Origin of the sequence: Hoeflea sp. AS60, from assembly GCF_038900115.1 — a bacterium.
GTDB lineage: Bacteria > Pseudomonadota > Alphaproteobacteria > Rhizobiales > Rhizobiaceae > Hoeflea.
Map to the genome: position 1 here is coordinate 622,917 of NZ_JBBMQP010000001.1, position 26,717 is coordinate 649,633.

The 26,717-nt window shown below is 61.2% G+C and carries 30 protein-coding genes; 10 read left to right on the plus strand and 20 right to left on the minus strand.

The window, feature by feature from the left end; all coding sequences use genetic code 11:
* Nucleotides 1-34 precede the first annotated feature (34 nt).
* Nucleotides 35-1,387: an MATE family efflux transporter gene (locus tag WNZ14_RS02905; protein ID WP_342867101.1), complete on the plus strand. Its 1,353-nt coding sequence runs from the start codon at nt 35-37 to the stop codon at nt 1,385-1,387.
* Nucleotides 1,388-1,422: 35 nt separating this feature from the next.
* Here WNZ14_RS02905 and WNZ14_RS02910 read toward each other — a convergent pair whose 3' ends face one another.
* Nucleotides 1,423-2,313 (minus strand): LysR family transcriptional regulator, encoded by an 891-nt coding sequence (locus WNZ14_RS02910; RefSeq protein WP_342867102.1) that lies wholly within the window; start codon nt 2,311-2,313, stop codon nt 1,423-1,425.
* Between the two features lie 75 nt (nt 2,314-2,388).
* On the opposite strand from WNZ14_RS02910, the gene WNZ14_RS02915 reads away from it, so the two are divergent.
* Together WNZ14_RS02915 and WNZ14_RS02920 are read left to right on the plus strand one after the other, a co-directional pair.
* Complete coding sequence (locus WNZ14_RS02915) at nt 2,389-3,384, plus strand: NAD(P)-dependent alcohol dehydrogenase (RefSeq protein ID WP_342867103.1); 996 nt, start codon at nt 2,389-2,391, stop codon at nt 3,382-3,384.
* 131 nt (nt 3,385-3,515) lie between these two features.
* Nucleotides 3,516-4,661, plus strand: coding sequence for an aminotransferase class I/II-fold pyridoxal phosphate-dependent enzyme (locus tag WNZ14_RS02920; RefSeq protein ID WP_342867104.1), 1,146 nt, complete (start codon nt 3,516-3,518; stop codon nt 4,659-4,661).
* 92 nt (nt 4,662-4,753) lie between these two features.
* Here WNZ14_RS02920 and WNZ14_RS02925 read toward each other — a convergent pair whose 3' ends face one another.
* The 5 genes from WNZ14_RS02925 to WNZ14_RS02945 form a co-directional block, all read right to left on the minus strand.
* On the minus strand, nt 4,754-5,533 hold the full coding sequence (locus WNZ14_RS02925) for a succinate dehydrogenase iron-sulfur subunit (protein WP_342867105.1): 780 nt from the start codon (nt 5,531-5,533) through the stop codon (nt 4,754-4,756).
* A gap of 15 nt (nt 5,534-5,548) precedes the next feature.
* The gene (gene sdhA, locus WNZ14_RS02930) at nt 5,549-7,384 is read right to left on the minus strand and encodes a succinate dehydrogenase flavoprotein subunit (protein WP_342868491.1); all 1,836 of its coding nucleotides are present in this window, start codon (nt 7,382-7,384) and stop codon (nt 5,549-5,551) included.
* A 12-nt stretch (nt 7,385-7,396) separates the two neighbouring features.
* The gene (gene sdhD, locus WNZ14_RS02935) at nt 7,397-7,786 is read right to left on the minus strand and encodes a succinate dehydrogenase, hydrophobic membrane anchor protein (protein ID WP_342867106.1); all 390 of its coding nucleotides are present in this window, start codon (nt 7,784-7,786) and stop codon (nt 7,397-7,399) included.
* A 9-nt stretch (nt 7,787-7,795) separates the two neighbouring features.
* The gene (sdhC, locus tag WNZ14_RS02940; protein ID WP_342867107.1) at nt 7,796-8,191 is read right to left on the minus strand and encodes a succinate dehydrogenase, cytochrome b556 subunit; all 396 of its coding nucleotides are present in this window, start codon (nt 8,189-8,191) and stop codon (nt 7,796-7,798) included.
* A 263-nt stretch (nt 8,192-8,454) separates the two neighbouring features.
* Nucleotides 8,455-8,919, minus strand: a complete 465-nt coding sequence (locus WNZ14_RS02945) for a GNAT family N-acetyltransferase (RefSeq protein WP_342868492.1) — start codon at nt 8,917-8,919, stop codon at nt 8,455-8,457.
* Nucleotides 8,920-9,221: 302 nt separating this feature from the next.
* Between WNZ14_RS02945 and WNZ14_RS02950 the strand changes: the two genes are divergently transcribed.
* Together WNZ14_RS02950 and WNZ14_RS02955 are read left to right on the plus strand one after the other, a co-directional pair.
* A complete protein-coding gene (locus WNZ14_RS02950; RefSeq protein WP_342867108.1) occupies nt 9,222-9,626 on the plus strand; it encodes a hypothetical protein in 405 nt (134 codons plus the stop codon).
* A gap of 245 nt (nt 9,627-9,871) precedes the next feature.
* Nucleotides 9,872-10,117, plus strand: coding sequence for a DUF982 domain-containing protein (locus WNZ14_RS02955; protein ID WP_342867109.1), 246 nt, complete (start codon nt 9,872-9,874; stop codon nt 10,115-10,117).
* 102 nt (nt 10,118-10,219) lie between these two features.
* On the opposite strand, the gene leuC is transcribed toward WNZ14_RS02955, so the two are convergent.
* A complete protein-coding gene (gene leuC / locus WNZ14_RS02960) occupies nt 10,220-11,629 on the minus strand; it encodes a 3-isopropylmalate dehydratase large subunit (RefSeq protein WP_342867110.1) in 1,410 nt (469 codons plus the stop codon).
* 240 nt (nt 11,630-11,869) lie between these two features.
* The gene (locus WNZ14_RS02965) at nt 11,870-12,106 is read right to left on the minus strand and encodes a hypothetical protein (RefSeq protein ID WP_342867111.1); all 237 of its coding nucleotides are present in this window, start codon (nt 12,104-12,106) and stop codon (nt 11,870-11,872) included.
* Between the two features lie 97 nt (nt 12,107-12,203).
* On the opposite strand from WNZ14_RS02965, the gene WNZ14_RS02970 reads away from it, so the two are divergent.
* Nucleotides 12,204-13,130 (plus strand): LysR substrate-binding domain-containing protein, encoded by a 927-nt coding sequence (locus WNZ14_RS02970; RefSeq protein ID WP_342867112.1) that lies wholly within the window; start codon nt 12,204-12,206, stop codon nt 13,128-13,130.
* 19 nt (nt 13,131-13,149) lie between these two features.
* On the opposite strand, the gene WNZ14_RS02975 is transcribed toward WNZ14_RS02970, so the two are convergent.
* The gene (locus tag WNZ14_RS02975; RefSeq protein WP_342867113.1) at nt 13,150-13,785 is read right to left on the minus strand and encodes a class I SAM-dependent methyltransferase; all 636 of its coding nucleotides are present in this window, start codon (nt 13,783-13,785) and stop codon (nt 13,150-13,152) included.
* A 92-nt stretch (nt 13,786-13,877) separates the two neighbouring features.
* Nucleotides 13,878-14,729: a hypothetical protein gene (locus WNZ14_RS02980; protein ID WP_342867114.1), complete on the minus strand. Its 852-nt coding sequence runs from the start codon at nt 14,727-14,729 to the stop codon at nt 13,878-13,880.
* Nucleotides 14,730-15,951: 1,222 nt separating this feature from the next.
* Here WNZ14_RS02980 and WNZ14_RS02985 point away from each other — a divergent pair.
* Complete coding sequence (locus WNZ14_RS02985) at nt 15,952-16,236, plus strand: GIY-YIG nuclease family protein (RefSeq protein WP_342867115.1); 285 nt, start codon at nt 15,952-15,954, stop codon at nt 16,234-16,236.
* Between the two features lie 103 nt (nt 16,237-16,339).
* Here WNZ14_RS02985 and WNZ14_RS02990 read toward each other — a convergent pair whose 3' ends face one another.
* Together WNZ14_RS02990 and rplS are read right to left on the minus strand one after the other, a co-directional pair.
* A complete protein-coding gene (locus tag WNZ14_RS02990) occupies nt 16,340-16,588 on the minus strand; it encodes a flagellar basal body protein (protein WP_342867116.1) in 249 nt (82 codons plus the stop codon).
* Nucleotides 16,589-16,835: 247 nt separating this feature from the next.
* Nucleotides 16,836-17,402 carry a 50S ribosomal protein L19 gene (rplS, locus tag WNZ14_RS02995; protein WP_342867117.1) on the minus strand — a complete coding sequence of 189 codons (567 nt, stop codon included), beginning with the start codon at nt 17,400-17,402 and terminating at the stop codon, nt 16,836-16,838.
* Between the two features lie 390 nt (nt 17,403-17,792).
* On the opposite strand from rplS, the gene WNZ14_RS03000 reads away from it, so the two are divergent.
* A complete protein-coding gene (locus WNZ14_RS03000) occupies nt 17,793-18,536 on the plus strand; it encodes a sulfite exporter TauE/SafE family protein (RefSeq protein ID WP_342867118.1) in 744 nt (247 codons plus the stop codon).
* Nucleotides 18,537-18,557: 21 nt separating this feature from the next.
* Here WNZ14_RS03000 and trmD read toward each other — a convergent pair whose 3' ends face one another.
* The 7 genes from trmD to WNZ14_RS03035 all read right to left on the minus strand — a co-directional run bounded on the left by trmD (nt 18,558) and on the right by WNZ14_RS03035 (nt 23,234).
* Nucleotides 18,558-19,247 carry a tRNA (guanosine(37)-N1)-methyltransferase TrmD gene (gene trmD, locus WNZ14_RS03005; RefSeq protein WP_342867119.1) on the minus strand — a complete coding sequence of 230 codons (690 nt, stop codon included), beginning with the start codon at nt 19,245-19,247 and terminating at the stop codon, nt 18,558-18,560.
* Nucleotides 19,244-19,813 (minus strand): ribosome maturation factor RimM, encoded by a 570-nt coding sequence (gene rimM, locus WNZ14_RS03010; protein ID WP_342867120.1) that lies wholly within the window; start codon nt 19,811-19,813, stop codon nt 19,244-19,246. The genes trmD and rimM overlap by 4 nt, the downstream gene beginning before the upstream one ends.
* Before the next feature lie 208 nt (nt 19,814-20,021).
* Nucleotides 20,022-20,453, minus strand: a complete 432-nt coding sequence (gene rpsP / locus WNZ14_RS03015; RefSeq protein ID WP_342867121.1) for a 30S ribosomal protein S16 — start codon at nt 20,451-20,453, stop codon at nt 20,022-20,024.
* An 81-nt stretch (nt 20,454-20,534) separates the two neighbouring features.
* On the minus strand, nt 20,535-20,831 hold the full coding sequence (locus tag WNZ14_RS03020; RefSeq protein WP_342867122.1) for a chorismate mutase: 297 nt from the start codon (nt 20,829-20,831) through the stop codon (nt 20,535-20,537).
* Nucleotides 20,832-20,839: 8 nt separating this feature from the next.
* A complete protein-coding gene (gene ffh, locus WNZ14_RS03025) occupies nt 20,840-22,414 on the minus strand; it encodes a signal recognition particle protein (protein WP_342867123.1) in 1,575 nt (524 codons plus the stop codon).
* 228 nt (nt 22,415-22,642) lie between these two features.
* On the minus strand, nt 22,643-23,035 hold the full coding sequence (locus WNZ14_RS03030; RefSeq protein WP_342867124.1) for a type II toxin-antitoxin system HicB family antitoxin: 393 nt from the start codon (nt 23,033-23,035) through the stop codon (nt 22,643-22,645).
* A gap of 13 nt (nt 23,036-23,048) precedes the next feature.
* Nucleotides 23,049-23,234: a type II toxin-antitoxin system HicA family toxin gene (locus tag WNZ14_RS03035; RefSeq protein WP_342867125.1), complete on the minus strand. Its 186-nt coding sequence runs from the start codon at nt 23,232-23,234 to the stop codon at nt 23,049-23,051.
* Nucleotides 23,235-23,458: 224 nt separating this feature from the next.
* Between WNZ14_RS03035 and WNZ14_RS03040 the strand changes: the two genes are divergently transcribed.
* Both WNZ14_RS03040 and WNZ14_RS03045 read left to right on the plus strand, forming a co-directional pair.
* Entirely contained in the window at nt 23,459-24,007 is a 549-nt protein-coding gene (locus WNZ14_RS03040; RefSeq protein ID WP_342867126.1) for a GNAT family N-acetyltransferase, read from the plus strand.
* Nucleotides 24,008-24,148: 141 nt separating this feature from the next.
* Nucleotides 24,149-24,784 carry a hemolysin III family protein gene (locus tag WNZ14_RS03045; RefSeq protein ID WP_342867127.1) on the plus strand — a complete coding sequence of 212 codons (636 nt, stop codon included), beginning with the start codon at nt 24,149-24,151 and terminating at the stop codon, nt 24,782-24,784.
* A gap of 58 nt (nt 24,785-24,842) precedes the next feature.
* On the opposite strand, the gene WNZ14_RS03050 is transcribed toward WNZ14_RS03045, so the two are convergent.
* A complete protein-coding gene (locus tag WNZ14_RS03050) occupies nt 24,843-26,609 on the minus strand; it encodes an SLC13 family permease (protein ID WP_342867128.1) in 1,767 nt (588 codons plus the stop codon).
* Nucleotides 26,610-26,717: the final 108 nt, after the last annotated feature.

A 26,717-nucleotide genomic window follows, 5' to 3' on the forward strand; every position in this document is an offset into this window, starting at 1 on the left:
CATCCCGGTTGAATTGACCAAGGCTTGAGACTGAATGACCGCCACGCACATTGACAATGACAGCCTCTTGGCCGGTATCAGGCGGGAATGGCCTGCAATGCTGCATCTGGCAGTACCGATCATTGTCGGCCTGTCCGCGGCCACGCTGATCGAGGTTGTCGACACAATCATGATCGCGCCGCTGGGCACCGAACCACTCGCCGCCGCCGGTCTGACAGCAAACACGCTGGTTCTGATGTTTTCAGGGCTTTACGGCCTGATTTCTATCATCTCCGTGCTGATCGCCCATGCCCGTGGCGCCGATGATGCGCGGGCCATGTCGTCCACGGTGAAAAACGGGCTCGGGCTGGCATTGATCTCCGGTGCCGTGGCCGCAACTTTGATGATTGCCGGTTTTCCGCTGCTCAGGATTGCCGGCCAGCCCGAGCCGGTGCTGTCATTGCTGCTGCCCTACTGGAGCTGCATGGCGCTGATGCTGATACCGTTTTCAGGTCTCACACTGTTCAAGGGACTGTTTGACGCAATCGACCGGCCCTGGCTCGGCGTCGCCTATGCGATGTCGGCAGTCGCCATCAACATTCCACTCAACTGGCTGATGATTCACGGCGCCTTTGGCTGGCCCGGTCTCGGCCTGCTCGGCGCAGGCATTGCCAGCCTCACGTCGCAAAGCCTGGCGCTGACTGCAGCCTTTGTGCATTGGCGCATGGCCGAACAGATGGCCACATTCCGGCTGCCCAGCCGCCTGTCATTCAGCGAAATGCGGCTGCAGTTCAGCCAGGGATGGCCGATCGCCATGACCTATATCGGCGAAGGCGGGGCCTACACTCTGGCAGGCCTGATGATCGGCTGGTTCGGCGCCGCAGCGCTCGCAGCCAACCAGGTGGTGGGCTCGATCAGCGCCGTGATCTACATGGCGCCGCTCGGCATGGCCGCCGCCGTCGGTATCCGCATCAGCGAGGCTCGTGGCGGCCTCGAATTTGCGCGACTCCGCGCCATCGGCTTCAGCGCCATTCTCACCGTCATTGCGTGGATGGCAATCATCACGGTGCTGCTGGTGGTTTTCGGCAGGGCCATCGCCGCGAGCCTGTCAAACGACCCCGAAGTCGTCACCCTCGCTGCGGCGATGTTCCTGACGATGGCCTTCATGCAGATCGTCGACGGCGTTCAAGCCTCATGCTACGGCGCGCTGCGCGGCATGGTCGACACCCGCGTGCCGACGCTGATTTCGATATTCGCCTTCTGGGGCGTGGCGCTTCCCGGCTCATATCTGTTCGGCTTCACACTCGGCTTTGGCCCACCCGGAATCTGGATCGGCTTCGGCCTGGGGTTGCTGATTGCAGCCAGCGCCCTGGTCTGGCGTTTTGTGCGATTGACCGCGCCTGCCTGATCCTTCCGGCAATGCACCACATTCCGGTGACAGCCTCAGCCACGTCCCAATTCGGCGGCGATCAGATCAAACACCAGCCGCACCCGCCGGCTGGTGTGGACCTCCCGGTGCGCCACCAGCCAGACCGGGATCACAATAGGATCAAGATCCGGCAGCACCTGAACCACGCCCGGCTCCACATCGCCGATATCAGCTGCCATGATGCCGATCCCGAGCCCGGACCTGACGTGGCTCCACTGCACCAGATGGCTCCCAGAAACCACCGGGAAGTTTCGCTGGGTCAGTGTCAGTCCGAAGCGGGTCATGGCTGCAATGAACTCGCCCGAGCGGTTGAAGCCGATGAAATCCGCCTCGTTAAAGCCTTCCGGCGTCGAGGGGTTGCCAATGCTCTCGAGATAGCCAGGCGTCGCATAGATGCGGCCATGAATGTCACGGATCTTGCGGGCCACCAGATTGGGTTGCGTTGGTCGGTAATTGCGAATGGCAATATCGGCCTCGCGCCGTCTGAGATCACTTTCGGAATTGGTGGCGACAATCTCGATATCGATCCCGGGCGCGGCTTGCCTGAGCCTGGCAACGATGGCGGGGAGCCGGTAGGCCGAATCAACCTCGCTGGCGCTGATCGATACCGTGCCCTCGATGGCCTGCGCCTTGCCCGAGGCGCTGAGCGACATCCGCGCCGCCGCCTCGCCCATGGCCCGCACGTGATCCATCAGCTCAAGTCCACTCGGCGTCAGCGTCAGCCCGCGCCCGACCCGCTCGAACAAGGCCACGCCGAGCTCCTGTTCAAGTGCCGAAACCTGACGGCCCAGCGTTGGCTGCGCCATGCCGAGCGCCCGGGCCGCCGCTGACAACGAGCCCTCCTCAGCGGTGACCAGAAAGGCCCGCGCCCGATTCCAGTCGAAATTGACAGATCTCCAATCCATGCAAAAATGCATATCATATGGCTGCTTCTGGTCAATTTATTCTGCACCATCGCATGGATATAGAAGGGGCATGAAATGGAGACGTCAATCATGAAAGCCATCGCCTATACCAATTACGGGCCGCCGGAGGTCCTCAAGCCCATCGAGCTCGCCAAACCTGTTCCCAAACCCGACGAGGTTCTGGTGCGCATCCACGCCACCAGCGTCACCGCCGGCGACTATCGCGCCCGCAGCCTCGACATGCCGCCGGGCTTCGGACTGGTCGGGCGGCTGGTGTTCGGCCTTTGCCACCCGCGCCGCCAGCTACTCGGAACCGAATTCGCTGGCGTGATCGAGGCTGTCGGCGAACAGGTCACCCGCTTCAAGACCGGCGACCGGATCATTGCCTATCCCGGCGCACGCTTTGGTGGTTACGCGGAATATGCCGTCATTCACCAAGACGCGGCAATCGTGCCGGCACCGGACAATCTTGCCCTCGATGAAGCCGTCGCGCTATCCTTTGGCGGGTCAACGGCACTCCACTTCCTGCGAAACATGGCAAACATCAAACCCGGTGACGCCGTGCTGATCATCGGCGCCGCTGGCGGGGTCGGCAACGCAGCCGTGCAGCTGGCAAAACACTTCGGGGCTCATGTCACAGGAGTGGCCTCCACCGAAAAGCTCGACATGGTCCGCTCGCTCGGCGCCGATGCGGTGCTTGATTACAGCCACGAAGATGCAGCCAGTGCGACAGACGCCTATGACATCATTCTCGACACCAGCGGCACCGCGACCTACGCGAAATATGGCGCGGCACTCAAGCCCGGCGGCCGGCTGCTGCTGGTCTCGGCCAATCTGTGGCAGTTGCTCGGCACACTGTTTGCCCGCAAGACCGGCAGCCGCGAGGCAATGGGCGGCTATGCGCCGGAACGCGCCGAAGACCTTCGGCTTTTGGCGGACCTTGCCAGCGACGGACGGTTCAAGCCCTATATCGACCGCCAGTTTCCGCTGAACCAGGCAGCAGATGCGCACGCCTGGTTCAAAAACCCGGCAAGGAAAGGCAACGTCGTCATAGTCACGGATGCTGCATGACGATTCGGGGCCAGCCGTCAGTTCGACAGCGTTGAAATTCATCGTGAGACTGCATAGACACGATGGGAAGGACGGGCGCTCGGCATGCGTCCGCAAAGCTGGCGGCCAGGCCAGGGAAAGACAGATCTCGCATGACACTGCCCAACGATCTCAAGCCCTCCACCATCGCGGCCCAGGCCGGCGGCGTCATTGACATGCCATCAGGCGGCGTCACTCCGCCGATCCAGCCTTCGACCACCTTCGTGCGCGACGAGAATTATGCGCTGGTCAATCCGGACAACATCTACTCGCGGGACAATTCCGACATTGTCCGCATCGCGGAGAATGTGCTGGCGCGGCTCGAAGGTGCCGAGGAAGCGCTGCTGTTCCCCTCCGGCATGGCGGCAATCGCGGCACTGTTCCGCACCCTGCCGAACGGTGCCACCATCGTCGTGCAGTCCGGCATCTACTGGGGCACGACCAAGTGGCTCAGGGATTTCTCCGCCCGCCGCCAGATCACACTTCATGAAGTCGATGCCTCTGACGCAACCGCGCTCGAAGCTGCCTGCAGTGCCCATACCCCAGGTATGGTATTCATCGAAACACCCTCGAACCCCTGGCTGAAGACCGTCGACATCGCCCATGCAGCCAAATGCGCGCATCAGGCAGGCGGATTGCTGGCAGTTGATTCCACGGCCGCAACACCGGTGCTGCAGCGTCCGCTGCAGCACGGTGCCGACATCGTCATGCATTCGGCCACCAAGGGCATCAACGGCCATTCCGATGTGCTGGCCGGCGTGCTTGCCACCTCCGCACCAGCCGCAAAAATCTGGACCGACATCAAGGCCGACCGCCACGACGCCGGCGCCGTGCTCGGACCATTCGAGGCCTGGCTGCTCTTGCGCGGCATGCGGACATTGCCACTTCGGGTCGCACAAATGTCCCGCTCGACGCAAAAGATCGCTACATGGCTTAAAGCGCATCCAAAGGTCGCAGACGTCTATTATCCAGGCCTTGAAAGCCATCCCGGCCACGACATCGCTTCGGCGCAGATGTCAGGCGGTTTCGGTTGCCTGATGTCATTCCTGGTCGAGGGTGGTGCTGCCGAAGCACTCGCCGTGGTCGGCAAGCTCCAGCTGTTTCACCGCGCAACGTCGCTCGGCGGCGTCGAAAGCCTGGTTGAACACCGCCACACCATCGAACCGCACACCGGCATCCCGCCAAGCCTGATCCGTGTCTCCGTCGGCATCGAGGATGCGGCTGACCTGATTGCGGACCTGACGCAAGCGCTAGGATGAGCACCTTTCAGATCGATAGCCGGCAAACAAAAAGGCCACCCGCTTGGGTGGCCTTTTCAATTTCAGTCATTTGAATGACGAACAGCTCGGTCCTAAACCCGGCGCTCGACCATCATCTTCTTGATTTCGGCAATCGCCTTGGCAGGGTTCAAGCCCTTGGGGCAGGTCTGCGCGCAGTTCATGATCGTGTGGCAGCGGTAGAGCCGGAACGGATCCTCGAGATCATCGAGCCGCTCGCCGGTGGCTTCGTCGCGTGAATCGATCAGCCAGCGATAGGCCTGCAGCAGCACGGCGGGGCCGAGATAACGGTCGCCGTTCCACCAGTAGCTCGGGCACGAGGTCGAGCAGCAGGCGCACAGGATGCACTCGTAGAGGCCATCGAGCTTGGCCCGATCCTCGTGGCTCTGCTTCCACTCCTTCGCCGGCGTCGGCGACACGGTTTTCAGCCATGGCTCGATCGAGCGGTGCTGGGCATAGAAATTGGTCAGGTCCGGCACCAGGTCCTTGACCACCGGCAGATGCGGCAGCGGATAGACCTTCACCGCACCGTCGATCTCATCGAGACCCTTGGTGCAGGCGAGCGTGTTGGTGCCGTCGATGTTCATTGCGCAGGAACCGCAGATGCCCTCGCGGCACGAGCGGCGCAGGGTCAGTGTCGCGTCGATCTTGCTCTTGATCCACAACAGGCCATCAAGAACCATCGGTCCGCAATCATCGGTGTCGATGTGGAACGTGTCGATGCGCGGGTTTTCACCATCATCGGGCGACCAGCGATAGATCTTGAATTCGCGCGTGTTCTTGGCACCTTCCGGCTTCGGCCAGGTCTTGCCGGGCTTCGGCTGCGAATTCTTCGGGAGTGTGAGTTCAACCATTGTCTCTGTTCCCTCTTAATACACGCGGGCCTTGGGCGCGATCTTGGCGAGATCGATGCCCTCGGCAATCAGCTCGGTGTGAACAGGGCGGTAATCGAGCTTGACCTTGCCCTTCTCGTCCACCCAGGCCAGCGTATGCTTGCGCCAGTTCTCGTCGTCGCGGCCGCCAAATGGGCCATCGACATAGTCTTCGCGCGCGTGGCTGCCGCGGCTTTCCTTGCGGGCTTCGGCGCCGTAGACGGTCGTGATGGCGTTGGCCATCAGATTGTCGAGTTCCAGCGTTTCCATCAGGTCCGAGTTCCAGATCAGCGAGCGGTCGGTGACCTTCACATCAGGCAGCTCGGCCCAGATCGCGCTCATCCGCTTGCAACCGGATTCGAGCGATTCCTGGGTGCGGAACACGGCAGCGTCTTCCTGCATGGTGCGCTGCATCTTCTCGCGCAGCACAGCCGTCGGCTGCGAGCCGTTGGCATGACGGATGCCGTCGAAGCGGGTCATGATCTTCTCGAAGGAGGTCTCGTTGACCTGCGGGATCGCCGATGCGCGGTCGATCACTTCGCCGGCGCGGATCGCGGCCGCACGGCCGAACACCACAAGGTCGATCAGCGAGTTTGAACCCAGACGATTGGCGCCATGCACCGAAGCACAGCCGGCTTCGCCGACAGCCATCAGGCCCGGTGTCACCTTGTCCGGAGACTCTGTCGTCGGGTTCAACACTTCGCCCCAGTAGTTGGTCGGAATGCCACCCATGTTGTAGTGCACCGTCGGCAGAACCGGGATCGGCTCGCGGGTCACGTCGACACCGGCGAAGATCTTGGCGCTTTCCGAGATGCCCGGAAGCCGCTCGTGCAGCACCGCCGGATCAAGGTGATCGAGGTGCAGGAAGATGTGGTCCTTGGCCTTGCCAACGCCACGGCCTTCGCGGATTTCCATGGTCATGCAACGCGAGACAACGTCACGCGACGCCAGATCCTTGGCAGACGGCGCATAGCGCTCCATGAAGCGCTCGCCTTCGGAGTTGACCAGGTAGCCGCCTTCGCCGCGCGCACCCTCGGTGATCAGGCAGCCTGCGCCGTAGATCCCGGTCGGGTGAAACTGCACGAACTCCATGTCCTGGAGCGGCAGACCGGCGCGGGCAATCATGCCGCCGCCATCGCCGGTGCAGGTATGCGCCGATGTGGCCGAGAAATAGGCGCGGCCATAACCGCCGGTCGCCAGCACCACCATCTTCGCCGAGAAGCGGTGAATGGTGCCGTCATCAAGGTTCCAGGCAACAACGCCGGTGCAACGGCCATCGTCTTCCATCAGCAGATCAAGCGCGAAATACTCGATGAAGAACTCGGCATTGTGCTTGAGCGACTGGCCATAAAGCGTGTGTAGGATGGCGTGGCCGGTCCGGTCGGCAGCAGCACAGGTGCGCTGCACGGGAGGGCCTTCACCGTAATTCTGCATGTGACCGCCAAACGGCCGCTGGTAGATGCGGCCATCTTCGGTGCGCGAGAACGGCACGCCGTAATGCTCAAGCTCATAGACCGCCTTGGGCGCTTCCATGGTCAGGTACTGCATGGCATCGACATCGCCGAGCCAGTCCGAACCCTTGACGGTGTCATACATGTGCCACTGCCAACTGTCTGGCGTCATGTTGGTTAGCGAGGCTGCGATGCCGCCCTGTGCGGCCACCGTGTGCGACCGGGTCGGAAACACCTTGGAGATGCAGGCGGTGCGGAAGCCTTGTTCGGCCATGCCCAGAGTGGCGCGCAGTCCGGCGCCGCCGGCGCCCACAACAACCACGTCATAGGCGTGATCGACAATCGAATATTCACGTCCGCCAATATTGACGCTCGACGTCATGACCATGATCTGTCAGCCTCCAAAGCCGAGTTTGAGAACCGCAAACAGCGACACGGCGCCGATCACGATGCAGAAGAATGTGTTGAGGATCAGAAGGCTCACCTTCATGCCCTCGGCATGGATATAGTCCTCGATGATCACTTGCATACCGAGCTTCATGTGAATAATGCCCGAAATCAGCACCAGCCCCATCAGCACCGCCACCAGCGGATTGGACATTGCTCCGGCAACAACCGCATAGGGCTCGCCATTATTGGCGATGATGAAGACAATGAAGAACAGGAGCAGCGGCACGTTGGCGACGGCCGTCAGCCGCTGGCGCCAGAAATGGTCGGTGCCTTCCTTGGCCGAGCCGAGCCCGCGAACCTTAGAGAGAGGCGTACGCATCTTGTTGGTATCCATAACTCTCTCCTAGAACCGGACTGCATAACCAACGATCCAGATCAGGATCGTCAGGATGATCGAGCCGGCGAGTGTCGCCCAGGCCATTTTCGTCGATGTCTGCGGATCAAAGCCGCGACCGGTGTCCCAGACGAAATGCCGAAGCCCGCCAAGCAGGTGATGCATCAGCGCCCATGTGTAGCCGAACAGCACGAGGCGTCCGAGGAACGAGCCGAAGATGCCGTTGACCCAGTCGAAATAAGCCTCGCCCGAAGCGGCGGCCACCAGCCACCAGGCGACCAGCAGCGTGCCGGCATATAGCGCCATGCCGGTGAACCGGTGCATGATCGACATCACCATGGTCGGAATTTGTTTGTAGATGCTCAGGTGCGGCGACAACGGCCGGTTCTGCGTCACATTGGTCATAGGGACCTTGTCCTTTGTTCCCTCAAGGAGAGCCGCCCGCGAATCCGCGAAGTGATCCGTGGCGGCTGTGCAGGGGTTTTAGTGCGTTATGTGCACCGCGTCAAAGCCCGGATTGCCGCCGACGGCGCCGCTTTCGTAGAAAGCTGAGCCAGCTTTTGCCCTCAATAGCGCTTCAAACGATTCAAAATGCTTAACAACGCAGGAATGCGCGACATCAAGCCGCTCTTTCACGTCACTCCGATGATTTTGCATCGCAAAAACAATCAGCGCGAATGGTCGAATCGCAGTTCCCAGCTGGAAAAATCCGCCTTGGTGGCAAGTTTTTCATAGAGCTTGCGACCTTCTTCCGGCTGTCGCGGCGCGTTGAGGATGATTCGCGACCAGCCATGGGCGTCGCTTTCCTCACTCAGCATGTCGATCATCGCCTGGGCGATGCCCATCTTGCGATGCAGATGGCTGACATAAAGATGATCAACCTGACCCAGCCGCATTCCGCTCACCGGATCGGGCAGATCATAGAAGACGACGAACCCGACCATCTCCCCATCAAGACGGGCGCCAAAAACCTGGGCGGTCCGGTCCTGCAGCAGGGTTTCGGCGTAGTAGTCATCCGGCCGGCGCGGCGCGCCACGCTTGAGTGATTGCACATAGGCAGCCAGCAGCGGCGAAAGATGATGCGCGTCGTTCAGGCGCAAAAGCGAAATGTCGATGTTCTTGGGCGTGTCCATGGCGGCATGTTTGGTTGAAAGCCGCGTCACGGTCAAGCCTGCCGAAAGTCGCACCGCGCCAGCGCTGGCTGGAGCCGTGACCGGTGGCAGCATCTTAACGTTAACCGGCGATTGCCCGCGCCTCGGCGTGACTCCCGATCGGGCCTCATGCACAATGCGGTCAAGATTGTCTGCGACAGTCAGCACGGTCTGGCGCGGCAGTATGAACCATGGGTCCGGAAGACCGCGCTTCAGGGACGATCCCGACGCCCGGACATCCCTGCGACCCCGCAAGCCTGCGAACCTGCAAGAAGGAAACGGCAATGACCCTCAATCTCTTTTCGCGCACCAGTGCCCGCAGATCTGCCCAGGCAGCTCTCGCCCTGCTGATCGGATTAGGGATGGGCGCCACCGCGATGGCAAACGAGCCCAGCCCCCCGTCGGCGAAGTCGAAATTGCTGCGCGACAAGGACAACGTCACCGTCATCATCATCGACAAGAACGACAATAAGCGGTCGACCTCGCGGATCGGCGCACCGAGCCGCTCGAATTCGTCCTCGGTGAGTGCGCCTTCGAGCCGGATCAAACGCAACGACGACGACGTGACAATCCGCTTCGAGAGCAACGGCACCTCGGGCTCGGTCAGCCGATCAGGCCCGAAAGTCATCATCGTTGACAAGAACAGCAACGCCTGCGGCGGCGGCGGCGTCTGCGTGATCCGGCCGTAAGCGCTCGATAATACCGCCAGCACTGATCTGATACAAAACGCCCGCCAAAGCGGGCGTTTTGTCTCCCGGGGAACGCACCGTTTGGCCGTATAATTCCGGTTTTTCGCAAGTTCTGCACCAAAACGGCACAACGTCAGGCTTTGCCGGGGATTTCAGGCACCATCATGTAACCATGCGCGCGAAATGCTCGTGACCTTCGGCTGAGATAGGCGGACACTGTATTCCTAGTCGAAGGAGGAAGTATCATGCGTTCAACAGCTTGGAACAATCCGATTACCATCGATGACCCGGAAACGGGGCTTCATCGCACCGTGAAAACCGCGCGACAGGCTCAAAAAGTTCTGCACCGGAACTGGCCGGATACCCACGGCAGCCGTTACCGCGATGCCGATAAGGCCTGCGAAGAAGTCGTCCACGGCGAAGCAGCCCCCCGCAAAGCCCGCCACGCCTTCATCGCCGCAGCCATCGAAGCCCATCTGCACCTGAGCTGACACCAGCCCCAATGGTGCACCGGGGTCAGCCACCAAAACGAACGAACCCGCCGGGCGACCGGCGGGCTCTTGTGTTTTAGTCATTCAGGCAGTGAGGAACGATCAGTTCCACTCGCGGATATCGACGAAATGCCCGGCCACTGCCGCAGCTGCCGCCATCGCCGGCGAAACAAGGTGCGTGCGGCCCTTGAAGCCCTGGCGGCCTTCGAAGTTGCGGTTCGATGTAGAGGCGCAGCGTTCGCCCGGCTTCAGCCGGTCGTCGTTCATCGCCAGACACATCGAGCAGCCCGGCTCGCGCCAGTCAAAACCGGCTGCCTTGAAGATCACGTCGAGACCTTCGGCTTCGGCCTGTTCCTTGACCAGCCCCGAACCCGGAACGATCATCGCGTCGACATTCGGGCTGACGGTCTTGCCTTCGACCACTGCGGCAGCAGCGCGCAGGTCCTCGATGCGGCCATTGGTGCACGAGCCGATGAAGACCCGGTCAATGGCAATGTCGGTGATCTTGGTGCCGGGCTTGAGACCCATGTAATCGAGCGCCCGCCATTTTGAGGTCCGCTTGGCCTCGTCCTTGATGTCGTCGGGATTGGGCACAACGCCGGTGACCGCAATCACGTCCTCCGGCGAGGAGCCCCAGGAAACGATCGGCGGCAGCGCAGCTGCATCGAGACGGACGATCTTGTCGTAATGGGCGCCCTCGTCGGACGGCAGCGACTTCCAGTAGGCGACAGCCATGTCCCAAGCCTTGCCCTTGGGCGCGCGGGGCCGGTCCTTGAAGTACTCGTAGGTCTTCTCGTCCGGCGCGATCAGGCCTGCACGGGCGCCGGCTTCGATGGTCATGTTGCAGACCGTCATGCGGCCTTCCATCGACAACGCACGGATAGCTTCGCCGGCGAACTCGATGACGTGGCCGGTGCCGCCGGCAGTGCCGATTTCGCCGATGATGGCGAGGATGATGTCCTTGGCGGTGACGCCCTCGGGCAGCACGCCATTGACCTCGACCAGCATGTTCTTGGCCTTGCGCTGGATCAGCGTCTGGGTCGCGAGCACATGCTCGACTTCCGATGTGCCGATGCCGTGCGCCAGTGCGCCGAACGCGCCGTGGGTCGAAGTGTGGCTGTCGCCGCAGACGATCGTGGTGCCGGGAAGCGTGAAGCCCTGCTCCGGGCCGACGATGTGGACGATGCCCTGACGCTTGTCATTCTCGTTGAGATACTCGACGCCGAATTCAGCAGAGTTTGTGGCCAGCGCTTCGACCTGGATACGGCTTTCCTCGTTCTTGATGCCCTGCGCCCGGTCCGGCGAGGTCGGCACGTTGTGATCGACAACAGCCAGCGTCTTTTCCGGTGCGCGAACCTTGCGGTGCGCGGTGCGCAGACCTTCGAATGCCTGCGGGCTGGTGACTTCGTGGACGAGGTGGCGGTCTATATAGAGCAGGCAGGTGCCATCGTCCTGCTGATCGACCATGTGGTCGTCCCAGATCTTGTCGTAAAGTGTGCGCGGTGCGGTCATGATGATTGTCCGTAGTGAAGATAGAAGAAAATGGATCAGAAAGCCGTCACAAGGACGGCGGAAGAGGCGAAGGCCTCAGGCGCTCAGGCCGGCGAACGCCCCGGATATGCGCGCGAAAAACCGTGCCGGCAGGCGCTTGTGATCCTGCAGCACAAAGATTTGAGGCGCGAGACATCTGAATTTCGATCCCATGGCCGCGCTCATACCAATTTTTGGCGGCGCGGGCAATGAATTTGGCGATCAGGACAGCGGCTGGTCGCGCTGCAACATTTTTCGGTAATGTGCCGTGCGGCGGTCCTCCGGCAAGGTCGGGTCCATGCCGATGTCCCGCTTGAGCCGGTCATCCAGTTCTTCAGCCGCCACCGATCTGCGGCCACGCATCAGGCTTGCAAGCCATTGGCCTGATTTCTGGCATAGCTTCGCCAGCGCGCTCAGCCGAGGCAATCGGCCGCGCGTGGCGATGATCTTATCGCTCATCGCTCTTTCCTTTTGATATGTCTTGGGGGTAATTTGGCGCTACGAGACTTGTAATTCCAACGGAATTACCGTCTGGGCTCATAAAGAGAACTTATGCATGAAACTATCGAGGAAGTTTCCGCTCAATGCCCTGCGCGTGTTCGAAGCCGTCGCCCGTCACGGCAGTTTCTCTCGTGCTGCGGATGAGCTGGGTATGACCCAGACTGCAGTGAGCTATCAGGTCAAGCTGCTGGAGGATAACCTCAGCGAGCAATTGTTTCTCCGCCAGCCACGCCAGATTGTCAACACCGAGACCGCAGAGCGGATGTTGCCCCATGTCACCAAGGCGTTCGAGCTCCTGAATGAAGCCATGCTTTCGGCCCGCCAGGCCTCCAGCGAAACACTCGAGATCCATTCTTCGCCAACCTTCGCCTCGCATTGGCTGGCGCGCAATCTCGGCAGTTTCCAGCTCGACTACCCGGCAATTGCGGTACGGCTGCTAAGGGCCATCAAGATCACCGATTTCAACCGTAATCCGGCGGATATCTCCATCCGCTGGGGTGTTGGCCCTTGGCCCGATCTTGAATGCCATCTGCTCGGCCGGTTCAGCTTCACGCCGATGCTGAGCCCCGCACTGGCTGACAGTATCGGCAGCCTCCCCAGACCCGAAGACCTGCTGCGGTTGCCGATCATCGGTGCGCAACAATCCTCATGGCTCAACTGGTTTGCCAGCGTCGGCATCACAGAGCCAGATCTCTCATCGCACACGCGGCACAATTACGTCGAACAGGACATGTGCAGCAACGCGGCGCTCGCCGGCCAGGGCGTCGCTATTCTCAATCACATCTATTATGCCGAGGAACTGGCCGCCGGGCGGCTGATTGCCCCGTTCAATCACCATTTCAACGACAAGATCGGCATATGGCTGGTGTATCCGGAAAGTCGCCGCAACACGCCAAAGGTCAAGGCGTTTCGCGAGTGGATCCTGGCTGCGGTTTCAAGCGACATGAAACGAACGGAACCGTCGCCGGATACGTCCGCGTAGTCACAGGCAGGAAGGCCGCTCAGGCCAGCATCTTGAACACATGCGCCGTTACCAGGACGTCCGGCTCATCCAGCGCAAAAGCGCGGAACGGAGGGCTTTGCTCGAGCTGCCGCCAGATACCGCGTTCGCTGAGCTCCGCTATCATCGCAGAGAATCCGCCACTGTGGAAAATTGTATCGCGCACCGTGAAGATCGCGATCCCGCCCGGACGTGTGATCCGGCACAATTCGGTGAGACCGGACGCCGGCGCGTGGCCTTCGGTGAACACGCCGGTGGAAAAGAACGCGGCGAAATGATTGTCGGACCAGGGCAGCACTTCGCCCAGAGTGGCGCGCTTGAGATCATCATAGGCTCCGCGCGAAGCGGCGAGCCGCAACATGTCTTCGGAAAAATCGAGGCCCGCAATTTCGGTGTATCCCAGCGCCTTGAGATAGGGCCCGGACAGGCCCGTGCCGCAGCCGGCATCGAGCAGCGGTCCGGTTTCCGGTTTGACGTGACGCGACACCCAGGCCAGCACCTGAAACGGCAGGCAGTAGCCCGCAGCAAGCGTATCGCGGTCATAGGCGGCGGCCCAGGCAGCGTAGGCCATGCTCAGCTCCTCAGGAGATTTTGCCGCGTAGACCTGTTCGAGTTCTTCATTGCTGCGTTCAGCCATGCTAATTTCCCTATATACACATGCCACTCACCCGAGCCTGACAGCCCGGTAGCGTTCAGCATACACGGATTGGGTCGGGACGTTGAAGCCGTTCAATCCTTGAATTTGCGGATCGGGCGGAACATGGGCACGTCGCTCGTCTCCTCGGTCTTCTCGATGAAGATCAGCGCGCCGGCCCGTCGCATGCGGCCCGAACCGTCAAAGACGAGCGCGAACAGGAGCATGGCGAAGGCGATCAGATTGATCACGGTGCCTATCGGAACCACAAGATCCGGCTTCTCACCATAGGGCGGAAGCCCTGCGACCAGCTCGCCATTCACGATCGACAGCGGGAAATGCAGCCCGTCGCGAAAACTCTGGGCCACCGAGACCGGAACGCCCAAATGCGGGGCGAGCGACAGGATGAGATCCGAACAGATCCAGAGACAGCTGACAATGTAGATCATGCCGATCGGGATGCTGCCATAAAGCCGCGTGCCTGCAATCGAGCCGCCAAATCCCGGCATGTATTCCACCTGGAAACACAGAAGCAGACCGAGCGCCATGAGCGGCAGAAGTTCAAACAGGCTCCAGCGCGGAAAGAACAGGAATGCCGCCGCGAGATCAACGCCCCAGAGATTGCCGAGCATGAACAGCGATGGCAGGTTTGGCAGAAGCAGCGCCAGCGGAAACAGTGCCCAGAACCGCGAGCCAACTGCCAGGCCGCGGCGGTAGAAAGCGACCGTCCCGGCGCAAGCCGCGGCCAGAAGCAGCGACGGCTGCAGCCACAGGCCCATGACTGCCGCCATCGCGCCGCAGGTGCCGCCGCTGATGCAGCCTTGTCCCGCAATCACCGGGACTGCAAACCACAGCGCTTGACCAAAGAGTACGGTGGCCAGAGCCAGCAGACCGGCGAAGACAATGAACCAGCTGGTGAAGCCTCTGGCAGTAAGTTTGGAAAGCACGCATAAATCCCTGGGTTGGCCTTGCTGAAGACGTGCATACGCGACCCTAATATAACCCTAAATTGCTCGGCAAATTTTGCCTATTACCAATATTTTTCAGCGGCTTGGGCGAAATACCACCAAGATATGACGGGTTTTGCAACGAGCGCGGCACCCGCTAGGCACGCCCGCCCGAACGCTCTTCATCGGCGTGCTGGAGGCACTTTTCAAGCCTCAGCCCCGAGCCGAAGGCCGACGGTCAGCAGCAGATCAACGCAGGCCACGATCGAATAAGTCTCTGGATTTCTTATCCGGCGTGCCCCTCGTGAACGAGGGGCCGCGCGACGCCGCAAGGAGATTGGAGCGCATGCCAAGGGCTCCGCGCGGATCAACGCCGGAGTTTGAGGAAACGGTAATCCGGAGGGCCGCACGCGGGCTTTGCCTCTGGTAGATAAGGTATAGGTGGCGCAGCACGCGCGCGGCCCGAGTATCGCCGGATGATGTCCGCATCCGACAGGCAGTGACGGCTTCGCTTGGCCAGCTTGAGGGTCTTGACCCGACGCTGGCATCTCCGGCTTGCGCCGGACCGCCTCCCCGGACGTGGGGTGGCGGCGGAAGCATGTCCACGTGGTTTCCGGCACGCATCTCATCCCCACCGTGGTGATGCAGGCCCGTGATCGTCCAGGTGAAACCACCTGAACGCGGGCATACAGGACGGGGGCAAGATCCGCCACAGGCCCGGTCCGCTGTCTGGCCTCGCCCGCGTGAGCAGGCAGGAAACCCGAAATCGTCCCGGTGGCCGACTGAACCCGGTCATCCGAAAGGATGCGCAAGTCCGCCGACGGAGCCACGCTGGTCTCCACCTCCCCTCGATGCCTGCCGCACGTTACGACAAACCCCGAGAGGCCTTCCTCCCACCTGAACCGAAGCGTTCGCGATCCATCCGGCAGCGGGAGCGCAAGGAGTATGGCATGGGTGTGGAGGGTGTGGAAAAAGCGGGGGGATTTTGGTGGGATGGAGGTGTTTCGCCACAATCATTGCCGCTCTGGAGGCCGTTCCTTGGTACGATATCTCTTCGTCATCCTCGGGCTTGACCCGAGGATCCAGAGCCAAACATGCATGGGCTTTCGGTCTGGTTATGGGTCCTCGGGTCAAGCCCGAGGATGACGACGGAGAGTGTGGTGCCGGACGATGGATAGCGCAAGTATTGACCCGAGGATCCAAAATTGCGCAGATTTCCCGCATGACGGGATATGTTTACATCGTCACCAACCATATGCGCGGGACGCTCTACATCGGCGTAACGTCCGATCTCGAGCGCCGGATTTATGAACATCGGGAGGCGCAGACGCCCGGATTTGCCTCGAAATACGGTTGCCGGCAGCTGGTCTGGTATGAGGAGTACTTCGACATTGCCGACGCCATCCAGCGGGAGAAATCGCTCAAGCGCTGGTACCGTCAGTGGAAGATCGACCTGATCCAAAGCTTCAACCCTGATTGGCGGGATTTGTATTACGAGCTGTGGTGAGGGATCATGAGGGCTTGGCTATGGGTCCTCGGGTCAAGCCCGAGGATGACGACGGTGAGCGTGGTGACAGACAGGCGCAATGAGGTACCGGCAAATCTCCGCCTCAGTCCCGCTTGACGGTCATCAGCACGTCCCAGAGGTCGGCGCCGGCTTCGAGCACGAAGGCGTTGGCCTTGTAGTTGGTTTCGGCTGACATGACGTCGAGCATCTCGGAGGCGAGGTTGATTTCGGCGTCGGTTTCAGTTGCCGAACCAGGGCCGGAATTTGCGATGTTGTTGGCTGCAGTCGTCATGCGGTTCTGCTCGGTACGCATGCCCGACAGTGCGGTGTTCATCATCGAAGAAATCGTCATCCGGATCCTGCCTCGTGCAAATGCGCGTCCATATAGGCGCAGATTGTCGCCGATCCGGATTAGCAGAAGATTAAATCGAGCTTGCGGATTTGAATGATTGGCGGACGGCATCCGCGGTGCTGCGTCAACCGCAGGCGTTCGCTACCCGGTCCTTGACCATCTGCCGGCGCCTCAACGCAAAAAAAGCGCCGGGTGACCGGCGCTTTTTGTCTGATCCCGAAGGATCATCAAATCATGATGGAGCGGCTTATTCGCTCTTTGCTTCTTCAGCAGGTGCTGCGGCTTCAGCGGCGGCTGCTTCATCGGCTGCTGCCTTTGCTGCTGCTGCTTCAGCGGCTTCTGCTGCTGCCTTTTCGGCGGCCAGAGCCTGTGCTGCTGCGACCTTTTCGGCCTCAAGATGTGCCTTCTGCTCGGCCACGGCCTGACGCTCGGCATCGTTGAGCTTGCGAGCGCGGGTGCCGGTATCCTCGACGATACGAGCCGACTTACCGCGACGATCGCGCATGTAGTAAAGCTTGGCGCGACGGACCTTACCGCGGCGGACCACTTCAACGGCTTCTACGATAGGCGAGTACATCGGGAACACGCGTTCCACGCCTTCGCCGTAGGAGATCTTGCGAACGGTGAAGCTTTCGTTCAGGCCGGCGCCGGCGCGGGCGATGCAAACGCCTTCGAAAGCCTGCAGACGGGTCCGCTTGCCTTCCGTCACACGCACCTGGACGCGAAGGGTGTCACCGGCGGAGAATTCAGGAAACTTGCGGACTGCTTCGATCTTGGCGGCCTGTTCGGCCTCCAGCTGGGCAATAATGTTCATGGTCCTAGACCTTTCTTTCTTCTCAAACGGTCAGAGCGCTCGCGGTCGCCGGTTTGGTATGTCCCTTTTGGGATCATCCTCCAGGCTATGCCGGTGAAGGCAGGAGCGTGTTCACCATTCATTGTTTGGCAGGCGCCGCTGTTTGCACGGCTGTCGGACTTTGCCGATCGCGGGCGAGATACACCATCGATACTGTTTTGTCACGCCCCGAGCGGCGATTTTGTTGGCGGCTCTCTGCCCTTGCCCGGGCTGCGACCGGTAACGGGGCTTGATACCATGCAAACCAGGCCACGTTGCAGTGCGGCAGGTCCAACAAACCCTGGCTTGCTCTTGAATGCAGGACCCCGGGGTGGTTTAAGCAGCGTCTGTTCCATTCTGATCCGGCGCGCCATGTCCATTTCCGAAGTCTTGCTGCTTTTCAGTGCCGGTTTTCTGTCAAGCGCGGTCAATGCCATTGCTGGCGGCGGCACATTCCTGACTTTCGGTGCCCTGACGCTGGTCGGCGTGCCGCCGATCATGGCCAACGCCACCTCCTCGGTGACCCAGTTTCCGGGCTACGTCACCTCGGCGCTGGCCTATCGGACCGAAATCCGAGAGGCCGGGCGCGAGGCCTGGGTGCTGGCGGGCCTGTCACTGGCAGGCAGTCTCGTCGGCGCACTGATCCTGGTGTCGATGTCCAACCCCTCGTTCCGCTCGCTGGTGCCGTGGCTGCTGCTGGGTGCCACACTGGTCTTTGCCGCCGGACCCTATCTTCGCCCCAAGACACTGCAGCCCGAACAGCCGATCACCCTGCCGGGCAAGCTGGCCCAGTTTGCAACCGCGATCTATGGCGGCTTCTTCGGCGCCGGCATGGGCATCATGATGCTGGCCGTGCTGGGACTGACCAAGGGCGGCGATTACCACAAGCTCAATGCGCTGAAGAATTTCATCGCCGTGATCATCGCCTTCATCGCGATCGTGGTGTTCTCGAGTGGCGGGGTCGTCGCATGGCTTCCCGCCGTCATCATGATTCCGGGCGGCGCTCTCGGTGGCTACGCCGGGGTCTGGATGGCGCGGCGGGTGCCGCAAGCAGTAATCCGGGCGTTGGTGGTTGGCGTCGGCCTGCTGTTGAGCTGGTATTATTTCACCAGCTGATCCCTGGCCTGCTCTTCCGGCTCAGGCTTCGGGGTCGAGCAGATCCGGACGCCGCTTTCGCGTCAACTCCAGCGACTGCGCCTGTCGCCACTCGTCGATGGCCTTGTGGTTGCCCGAGGTCAGCACGGCCGGAATCTCGCGATCCTCGAACACCTGCGGCCGCGTGTAGTGCGGGTGTTCAAGCATCCCGGTCTCGAAGCTTTCATGGGTGCCGGATGACGCATTGCCCATCACACCGGGCAGCACCCGGATAACCGCATCAAGCAGGATCAAGGCCGCCGGTTCGCCGCCCGAAAGCACGTAATCGCCGATCGAGATTTCCTCCAGCTCACGCGCCTCGATCAACCGCTGGTCAACGCCCTCGAAACGGCCGCAGACGATCACCGCGCCGGGGCCTTCTGCGAGCTCCCGAACCCGTTGTTGCGTCAGCGGGCGCCCGCGCGGACTCATCAGCAATCGTGGACGCGTGTCACCCTCCAGGCTGACCGCATCTATTGCCGCTGCCAGAACATCTGGCTTGAGCACCATACCGGCGCCGCCACCCGCAGGTGTATCGTCAACCGAGCGGTGCTTGTCGGTGGCAAAATCGCGGATATTGACCGGCTCGATCTGCGCATCACCGCGCTCAAGCGCCCGGCCCGCCAGTGACACGCCGAGATGACCAGGAAACATTTCGGGATAAAGCGTCAGCACCGTGGCGCGGAAGCTCATGCCTGAGGGCCCTCGCCCTCATCGCCCTCGTCACCCTCGTTCTCGCCGGTGCTGATCAGACCGGCCGCCAGCGGATCGACCAGGATACGGCCGGCTTCAAGATCGACATTGGGAACGGCAGCCAGCGTGAACGGGATCACCACCGGCTTGGCACCTTCGTCGCGCAGCTCCAGAAGGTCGCCGCCGCCGAAATCGAGCACGCCCGACACAGTTCCCCAGAACCGCCCGTCCGCATCCCAGGCTTCAAGCCCTTCGAGGTCGGCATGGAAATATTCGCCCTCTTCCAGATCCTCGTCGATCAGGCTCGAGCGGTCGATGAACAGGTTGAGACCCTTGAGAGCCTCGGCGGCGTTGCGGTCATTGATGCCGCGAAACCGCACCACGACAACGGTCTTGGCGATGCGGTGATCGAGAACCTCGAGCCGGCGGCCATCCTCGGTGTAGAGCGCGCCGTATTCAGCCAGCGCCATCGGGTCTTCGGTGAACGGCTTGACGCGGACTTCACCACGAAGCCCCTGCGCCGCGCCGACGATGCCGATGAGAATGGGATGTTCAAGCTTGGTCATGGACAACTCCGCAACAGCGCCGCGCATCTGGTCGGATGCGCCAGGATCGCTGTGACCCTCTAAAACGATGCATGTACCTTATCGTTCAAATCGGGCGATTTGAACATGGCATGCTTTGGTGAAGACCAATGCGAAACGGGCGGCATCAAGCCGCCCGCACGATAGCGCAAGACGCCCATCCGCCGGGATGAGCGAAACGCTGTTCAGATTATTCTGCAGCTGCTTCTTCGGCAGGTGCTTCAGCAGGGGCTGCGGCTGCGGCTGCGGCGTCGGCCTTGGCCTGTTCGGCAGCGGCTGCGGCATCCTCTTCCTTCTGCTTCTTCTCGGCGAGGCGTTCCTGCGCCTTCTTGCCGGGCAGGGCCTTGTTCGGGTTTGAGCGGGCTTCGCGGGTCATCATGCCGGCTTCAGCCATGAAACGGGCAACGCGGTCGGTCGGCAGTGCGCCGTGGTCGAGCCAATGCTGGATGCGTTCCTGGTTGAGTTCGACGCGAGCGGCGTCGTCCTTGGCCAGCATCGGGTTCCAGTAACCAAGGCGCTCGAGGAAGCGGCCGTCGCGCGGGCTGCGCACGTCAGCAACAACAACGTGGTAGTAAGGACGCTTCTTGGAGCCACCGCGGGCCAGACGAATTTTCAATCCCATTTTCTTTTCCTTCGTTTTAACAAGTGTGTTGATTGGTTGGTTGAAAGTCTTCGGGCGCCGGTCAGCGCCAGATCAGAGTGGTCATTTCGCGGCCGCCTGCTTGTGATGCTGGATGACTTCGCGAATGACGAATTCGAGAAACTTTTCGGCAAAATCCGGATCGAGATCTGCTGATTTCGCCAGATCGCGCAGGCGAGCAACCTGCTCGGCTTCGCGGTTGGGATCGGACGGCGGCAGATCGGCAGATGCCTTGAGTGCGCCGACGGCCTTGGTCACGCGGAAGCGTTCGGCAAGGATATGGATCAGCGCCGCGTCGAAATTGTCGATCGAACGACGGAATTCCTTCAATTGCGCCATGGCCTCAGTGTTAGTGCTCATGTCCGCCCTCACTTCTTCTTAGGCAGGCCGGGAAGACCAGGCAGCTTCGGTCCGCCCAGACCTGGTAAACCACCTGGCAATCCACCTGGCATAACGCCACCCAGGCCAGGCATGCCACCCTTGCCAAGACCGGCGGCCTCGGCCTGCTTCTGCAGGGCTTCGAGCTGCTTCGGATCCATCTTCGACAGATCCGGCATGCCGCCCATTCCACCCATGCCGCCAGGCAGGCCCATCTTGGAAGCGAGACCGCCCATGGCCGCGCGCATCATGCCGCCGCCCTTGCCCTTGCCGCCCATGGCTTTCATCATGTCGGCCATCTGCCGGTGCATCTTGAGAAGCTTGTTGATGGCCGCCGCATCGGTGCCAGAGCCGGCTGCGATGCGCTTCTTGCGCGAATGCTTGAGCAGATCAGGATTGGCGCGCTCTGCCTTGGTCATCGAGCCGATGATGGCGAGCTGGCGGGCAAACGTCTTGTCGTCCATGCCGGCCGCAGACATCTGGTCCTTCATCTTGCCCATGCCGGGCATCATGCCCATGATGCCACCCATGCCGCCGAGCTTCTGCATCTGGCCAAGCTGATCGGCCAGATCGTTGAGATCGAACTTGCCGGATTTCATCCGGGCAGCCATCACCTGCGCCTTTTCGGCGTCGAAATTCTCTGCCGCCTTCTCGACCAGGCTGACAATGTCGCCCATGCCGAGGATGCGGTCGGCGACACGGCGGGGATGGAATTCCTCGAGCGCGTCCATCTTTTCGCCGGTACCGATCAGCTTGATCGGCTTGCCGGTGACAGCACGCATTGACAGAGCCGCACCTCCGCGGCCGTCGCCGTCCATGCGGGTCAGCACCAGGCCGGAAATGCCCACACGCTCATCGAAATTGCGCGCCAGATTGACGGCGTCCTGACCGGTCAGCGCGTCGGCGACCAGCAGGATTTCATGCGGATTGGCGCGCTTCTTGATCTCGGCCATTTCGGCCATCAGCGGCTCATCGATATGCGTACGGCCGGCGGTGTCGAGAATGACCACGTCATGGCCGCCGAGCTTGGCCGCCTGAACCGCGCGCGCGGCAATATCGGTGGGCGACTGGCCGGCGATGATCGGCAGTGTGGCGACGCCGGTCTGCTCGCCCAATTGCCTGAGCTGCTCCTGCGCCGCCGGGCGGCGGGTATCGAGCGAGGCCATCAAGACCTTCTTGCGGTCGCGCTTTTCCAGCCGCGCGGCAATCTTGGCCGATGTCGTGGTTTTACCCGAACCCTGCAGGCCGACCATCATGATGACGACAGGTGCAGTGGCATTGAGATCGATCGCAACGCCTTCGTCGCCCAGCAGCGCCACCAGCTCGTCATGAACCAGCTTGACCACCATCTGGCCAGGCTTGATCGATTTGACGATCTCGGCGCCAACGGCCTTTTCACGCACCCGGTCGGTGAAACCGCGCACCACTTCCAGCGCCACGTCGGCCTCCAGCAGCGCGCGGCGAACCTCGCGCATGGCTTCCGACACATCCTTCTCCGACAGGGCGCCGCGCCCGGTCAGATTGTTGAGGATGGAGCCAAGCCGGTCCTGGAGAGTGTCAAACATAGGGTCGTCCTGTTTTTGCTGAAGATGTCTCCAGCCCATATGGGGCGGGCATTACCCAAAGCCAAACAACACCCGAGGGCGCATCGCGCTGTCGGGTGGTGACCTCCGGGATCGATTTATACCAATAAGGGTCCCGGTCGGCGGCTCGGAGTCATGCTCGTCGCAGATTTGAGCGGGATAAACAGGAAAAGCGTGGCGGAGTCAAGGTTGGAGGGCGAAAGGCGGGGTTCAGCCTGCGATTTCGCGGCGCGCCAGATCGGCGAGGAACGCTGAGCGGGTGAGGCCGCGTTCGCGAGCCGTCGCATCCACTGCGGCCAGCAACCCGGCATCCATGGTGATATTGGCCTTTGTGGTGCGTCCGGAAAGTCGGATCACCGGCACGGCGAGCAGAAACGCTCCGTCCTTGAGATCACGTGCCACCTCGGCGTCATCGCGAACCGCTTCCAGCGACCGCGCTTCGGGCAGTGGTTCGCCCTCGAGATGCAGGGCCAGCGCCTCGCTGGCACTAGTGAGCAGATCGTCAAGCTCGTCAGCGGCGGAGAAGCAGCCCGGAACATCGGGGAAATGAACCCCGAACGCGCTGTTCCCTTCCTGATGAACGACACCGATATAATGACGCATGAAAACCTCTTCGTCAGTCAAGCCAGCCGGCCTGCTTGTAAATGGCGCGAACAGTGCCGGTCGGCAGATCCTTCTTTGGATGCGGCACCGTCACGGTCTCCCCGTCCTTCCTGAACTTGTGGTGGGAGCCGCTGACCTTGACCAGCTCGAACCCGTCCTTCTCCAGACGCCGGATGATCTGCGGACTGTTCCGCTCCATCAGAGAAACTCCGTTATACGCATATAAATACGCCTGAATGGACGGGAAATCAACGTTGATTCACAGTTGGATCAGCTCTGCCTTGCCAAGAAGGCAGCATCTGAAAGGAAAAACTCGAATTTTCGGTGGTCTCTTGTTGAGGTAAATTTGGCGTACACTTGTGACCGCATTTGACCCGATGTAGCGTAATAAGGCGCTACGAACAGACCAATCGAGTTTCGAAAATGGCCGTGTTGCAAACCAGGCATCTAACGCTCAGTCCTTGCAGCCCGACCGATCGGGCTGATTTCATCGCGCTTGAGCGCGATCCGGAGGTCATGCGCTTTCTCAATGGCGGACACGCCATCGACCATGAAGAGAGTGATCCAGACGCGAACTTCCTCATGCCCCGGGGAACCGAGCCGCACGTCTGGACGGCGCGCCGGACCGCAAATAGTGCCTTCGTCGGTTGGTTCTGCTTGTGGCCGGAGAGCCCGGAATCGGCCGAGATCGGCTATCGTCTGCGCCGGATGGACTGGGGTCAGAGGCTGGCGCCGGAAGGCTCTTTGGCTTTGATCAGCTGGGGGTTCGAAAGCGGCGGCTACCAAAGTGTCAAGGCGACCACGATGGCTGCGAACCACGCGTCACGCCGTGTGATGGAGAAGATCGGCATGCATTACAGCCGCACGGTCAATGTCGACTTTCCCAATCCCATTCCGGGTAGCGAACACGGTGAGGTCTGGTACGAGCTCACACGAACGGAATGGGACGCGCTCTTGCCTTCAAGATTGTAGCAGGAAGGTTCTCGAACGCACCGTGACAATCTGCCATCCCAAACAGCTCTACGGGTGGGACGACTTTCAGTACCTTTTTCCATAAGCTTGCACGCATGTGCGGCATTCATCTGGTGTCACTAAGGAAATTGAAGGCAAAGAATGTATCCCACCTACACACGTTCAGAGCGCATTGCTGACGGCAGCATGCATGCCATCGGCGTCACCGGGTCGTTGCTTGGGGCCGTTCTTTTGCTGGTGTGGTCCGCCGAAGTCGCTTCGCCCTGGGAAATTGCGGCAGTGGCGATCTATGCGGTCACGCTGATTGCCACCTTCACGGCCTCGGCGTTTTATCACATGACTCCGTGGGAAAGCATTCGGCCGGTTCTGCGCCGGATCGATCATGCGGCGATCTATCTGAAAATCGCAGGCACCTATACGCCTCTGGTCGTCATGATTGGCGGCGGTCTGGCCTATGTTGTCCTTGGAATTGTCTGGGCCATGGCGATCATCGGCATGACGCTGAAGCTCGTATTCTGGAGCACGCCCGGCCGCTTTGGCCCGCTGCTTTATCTGGTCATGGGCTGGATGAGCATCATCCTGGTGTGGACATCATGGGCAGAACTGCCATTTGCCTATATTCTCGCCGGCGGATTACTCTACACCGTTGGCGTGGTTTTCCATGCGTCCAAGACGATGAAATTCGCAAACGCAATCTGGCATGGATTTGTCATCGCTGCCTCCGCCTGCTTCTTCGCGGCCATCACGTTTTTGGCGACACAACAGGGCTCGCTTTAACAGCTTCGCCAATCCGGATGAGAGTGCGGGATGTGCCGAGATTGAGCCTCCCGCCCCTCTAAAACGGCCAGACCCACGCAATCATCGGCACTGCAACCACGATCACCAGCACTTCCAGTATCAGGCCCATGCGCCAGTAGTCGCCGAAGCGGTAGTTGCCGGGGCCCATGATGATGGTGTTGTTCTTGTGGCCGATGGGGGTGAGGAAGGCGCAGGAGGCGGCTACCGCGACGCCCATCAGGAACGGGTCCGGGCTGGCGCCGATGGAGCCCGCGACGCTGACGGCGATGGGGGCGGCGATCAGGGCGGTCGCGACATTGTTGAGGAAGTCCGACAGTGTCATGGTGATGATCATCAGCACCGCCAGCACGCCCCAGGCGGGCAGGTTGGCGGTCTGGGTGACGATGAGGTTCGCAATCAGCTGGCTGCCGCCGGTCTCCTCCAGCGCGCCTGCGACGGGGATCAGGCAAGCGAGCAGCACGATCACTTTCCACTGGATCAGCGCATAAAAATCGCGTCCGCCGATGATGCCCAAGCCAAGATAGGCCACCACACAGAGCCCGAGCGAGATGGCGAGCGACGCCAGTCCCAGCACGGACAGCAGGACCGCAGCTGCAAAAATGCCGATCGCCATCAGCGCCTTGGTTCGCTGCAGCACTTCAAGCCTGCGGTTTTCGAGCGGCAGCACGCCGAGCCAATTGCTGGCGGCGGCGATGTTCTCGTCAGGTCCGATCAACAGAAGCAGGTCACCGGCCTTGATCGTCAGCCGGCCGACGCGCTCACGGAACCTGGTGCCTTGTCGGGACACGCCGAGCAGGGTAACCCCGTGCCGCTGGATCAACCGCAGGCCAAGCATGGTGCGGCCAACGACAGAGGCATCTTCCGGCACGATGGCCTCGACCAGGCTCAGCGATTTGCCCATCAGGCTGTCATCCTCGTCAACGCCGATGGCGTCGAGTTCACCGGCGCCCATGAAAGCCTCGATCTGCTTCGGGTCGCCTTCAAGAACCAGAAAATCGCCCTCGCGGATTTCGCGGGACTGCGACAGGCCGGGCAGTCGTTTGCCCTGGCGGGCAAGGCCCAGAATGGCGACGTCATTTTCCTCGGCCACCGGATAAAGTTCCGAAACCGCCATGCCGATCGACTTCGAGCCTTCCTTGACCCGGGCTTCAGCGACATAAAGGCCTGCGTCCCCCTCAAGCGATATCGAATCCGGCCGGGCCGGAATCAGCCGCCAGCCAATGAACGAGACATAGGCAATGCCGGCAATGGCGACTGCAACGCCCACGGGGGTGAAATCAAACATCGAGAACGGCTCGCCCAGCACATCCTGCCGGTATTGGGCGATGACGATGTTGGGCGGGGTGCCGATGAGCGTGATCATGCCACCGAGAATGGTGCCGAAGGAAAGCGGCATCAGCGTCAGCGAAACCGCCCGCTTGGCCTTGCGCGCCGCATCCATATCCAGCGACAGCAACAGCGCCAGCGCTGCAACATTGTTGATGATCGCCGACAGCACCGCACCGACGACGGCCATGATGCCGATATGGGTCGACATGGCCCGGTCGGGGTTGGTGACAAATCGGGCGATGAACTCGACGGCACCGGAATTCATCAGCCCGCGTGAGACGATCAGCACGAGCGCGATGATGACGACGGCGGGATGGCCGAAGCCGTGAAACGCCTCGTCGGGCGGGATCAACCCTGCGATCACCGTGACCAGCAACGCCACAAAGGCAACGAGATCATAACGGATACGGCCCCAGACCAGCATTCCGAACAGGGCGATCAGGATACAGAACAGCAGGATCTGGTCGGTCGTCATGAGGGTGTCCTTTAGCAGAATAAGCGATCAACGATCTCGCGCCCTTCGGGGTTGCATGCACCGGCACCACGGTCAACTTTTTCCTGCTGGAAGACTTGCGCCATGACC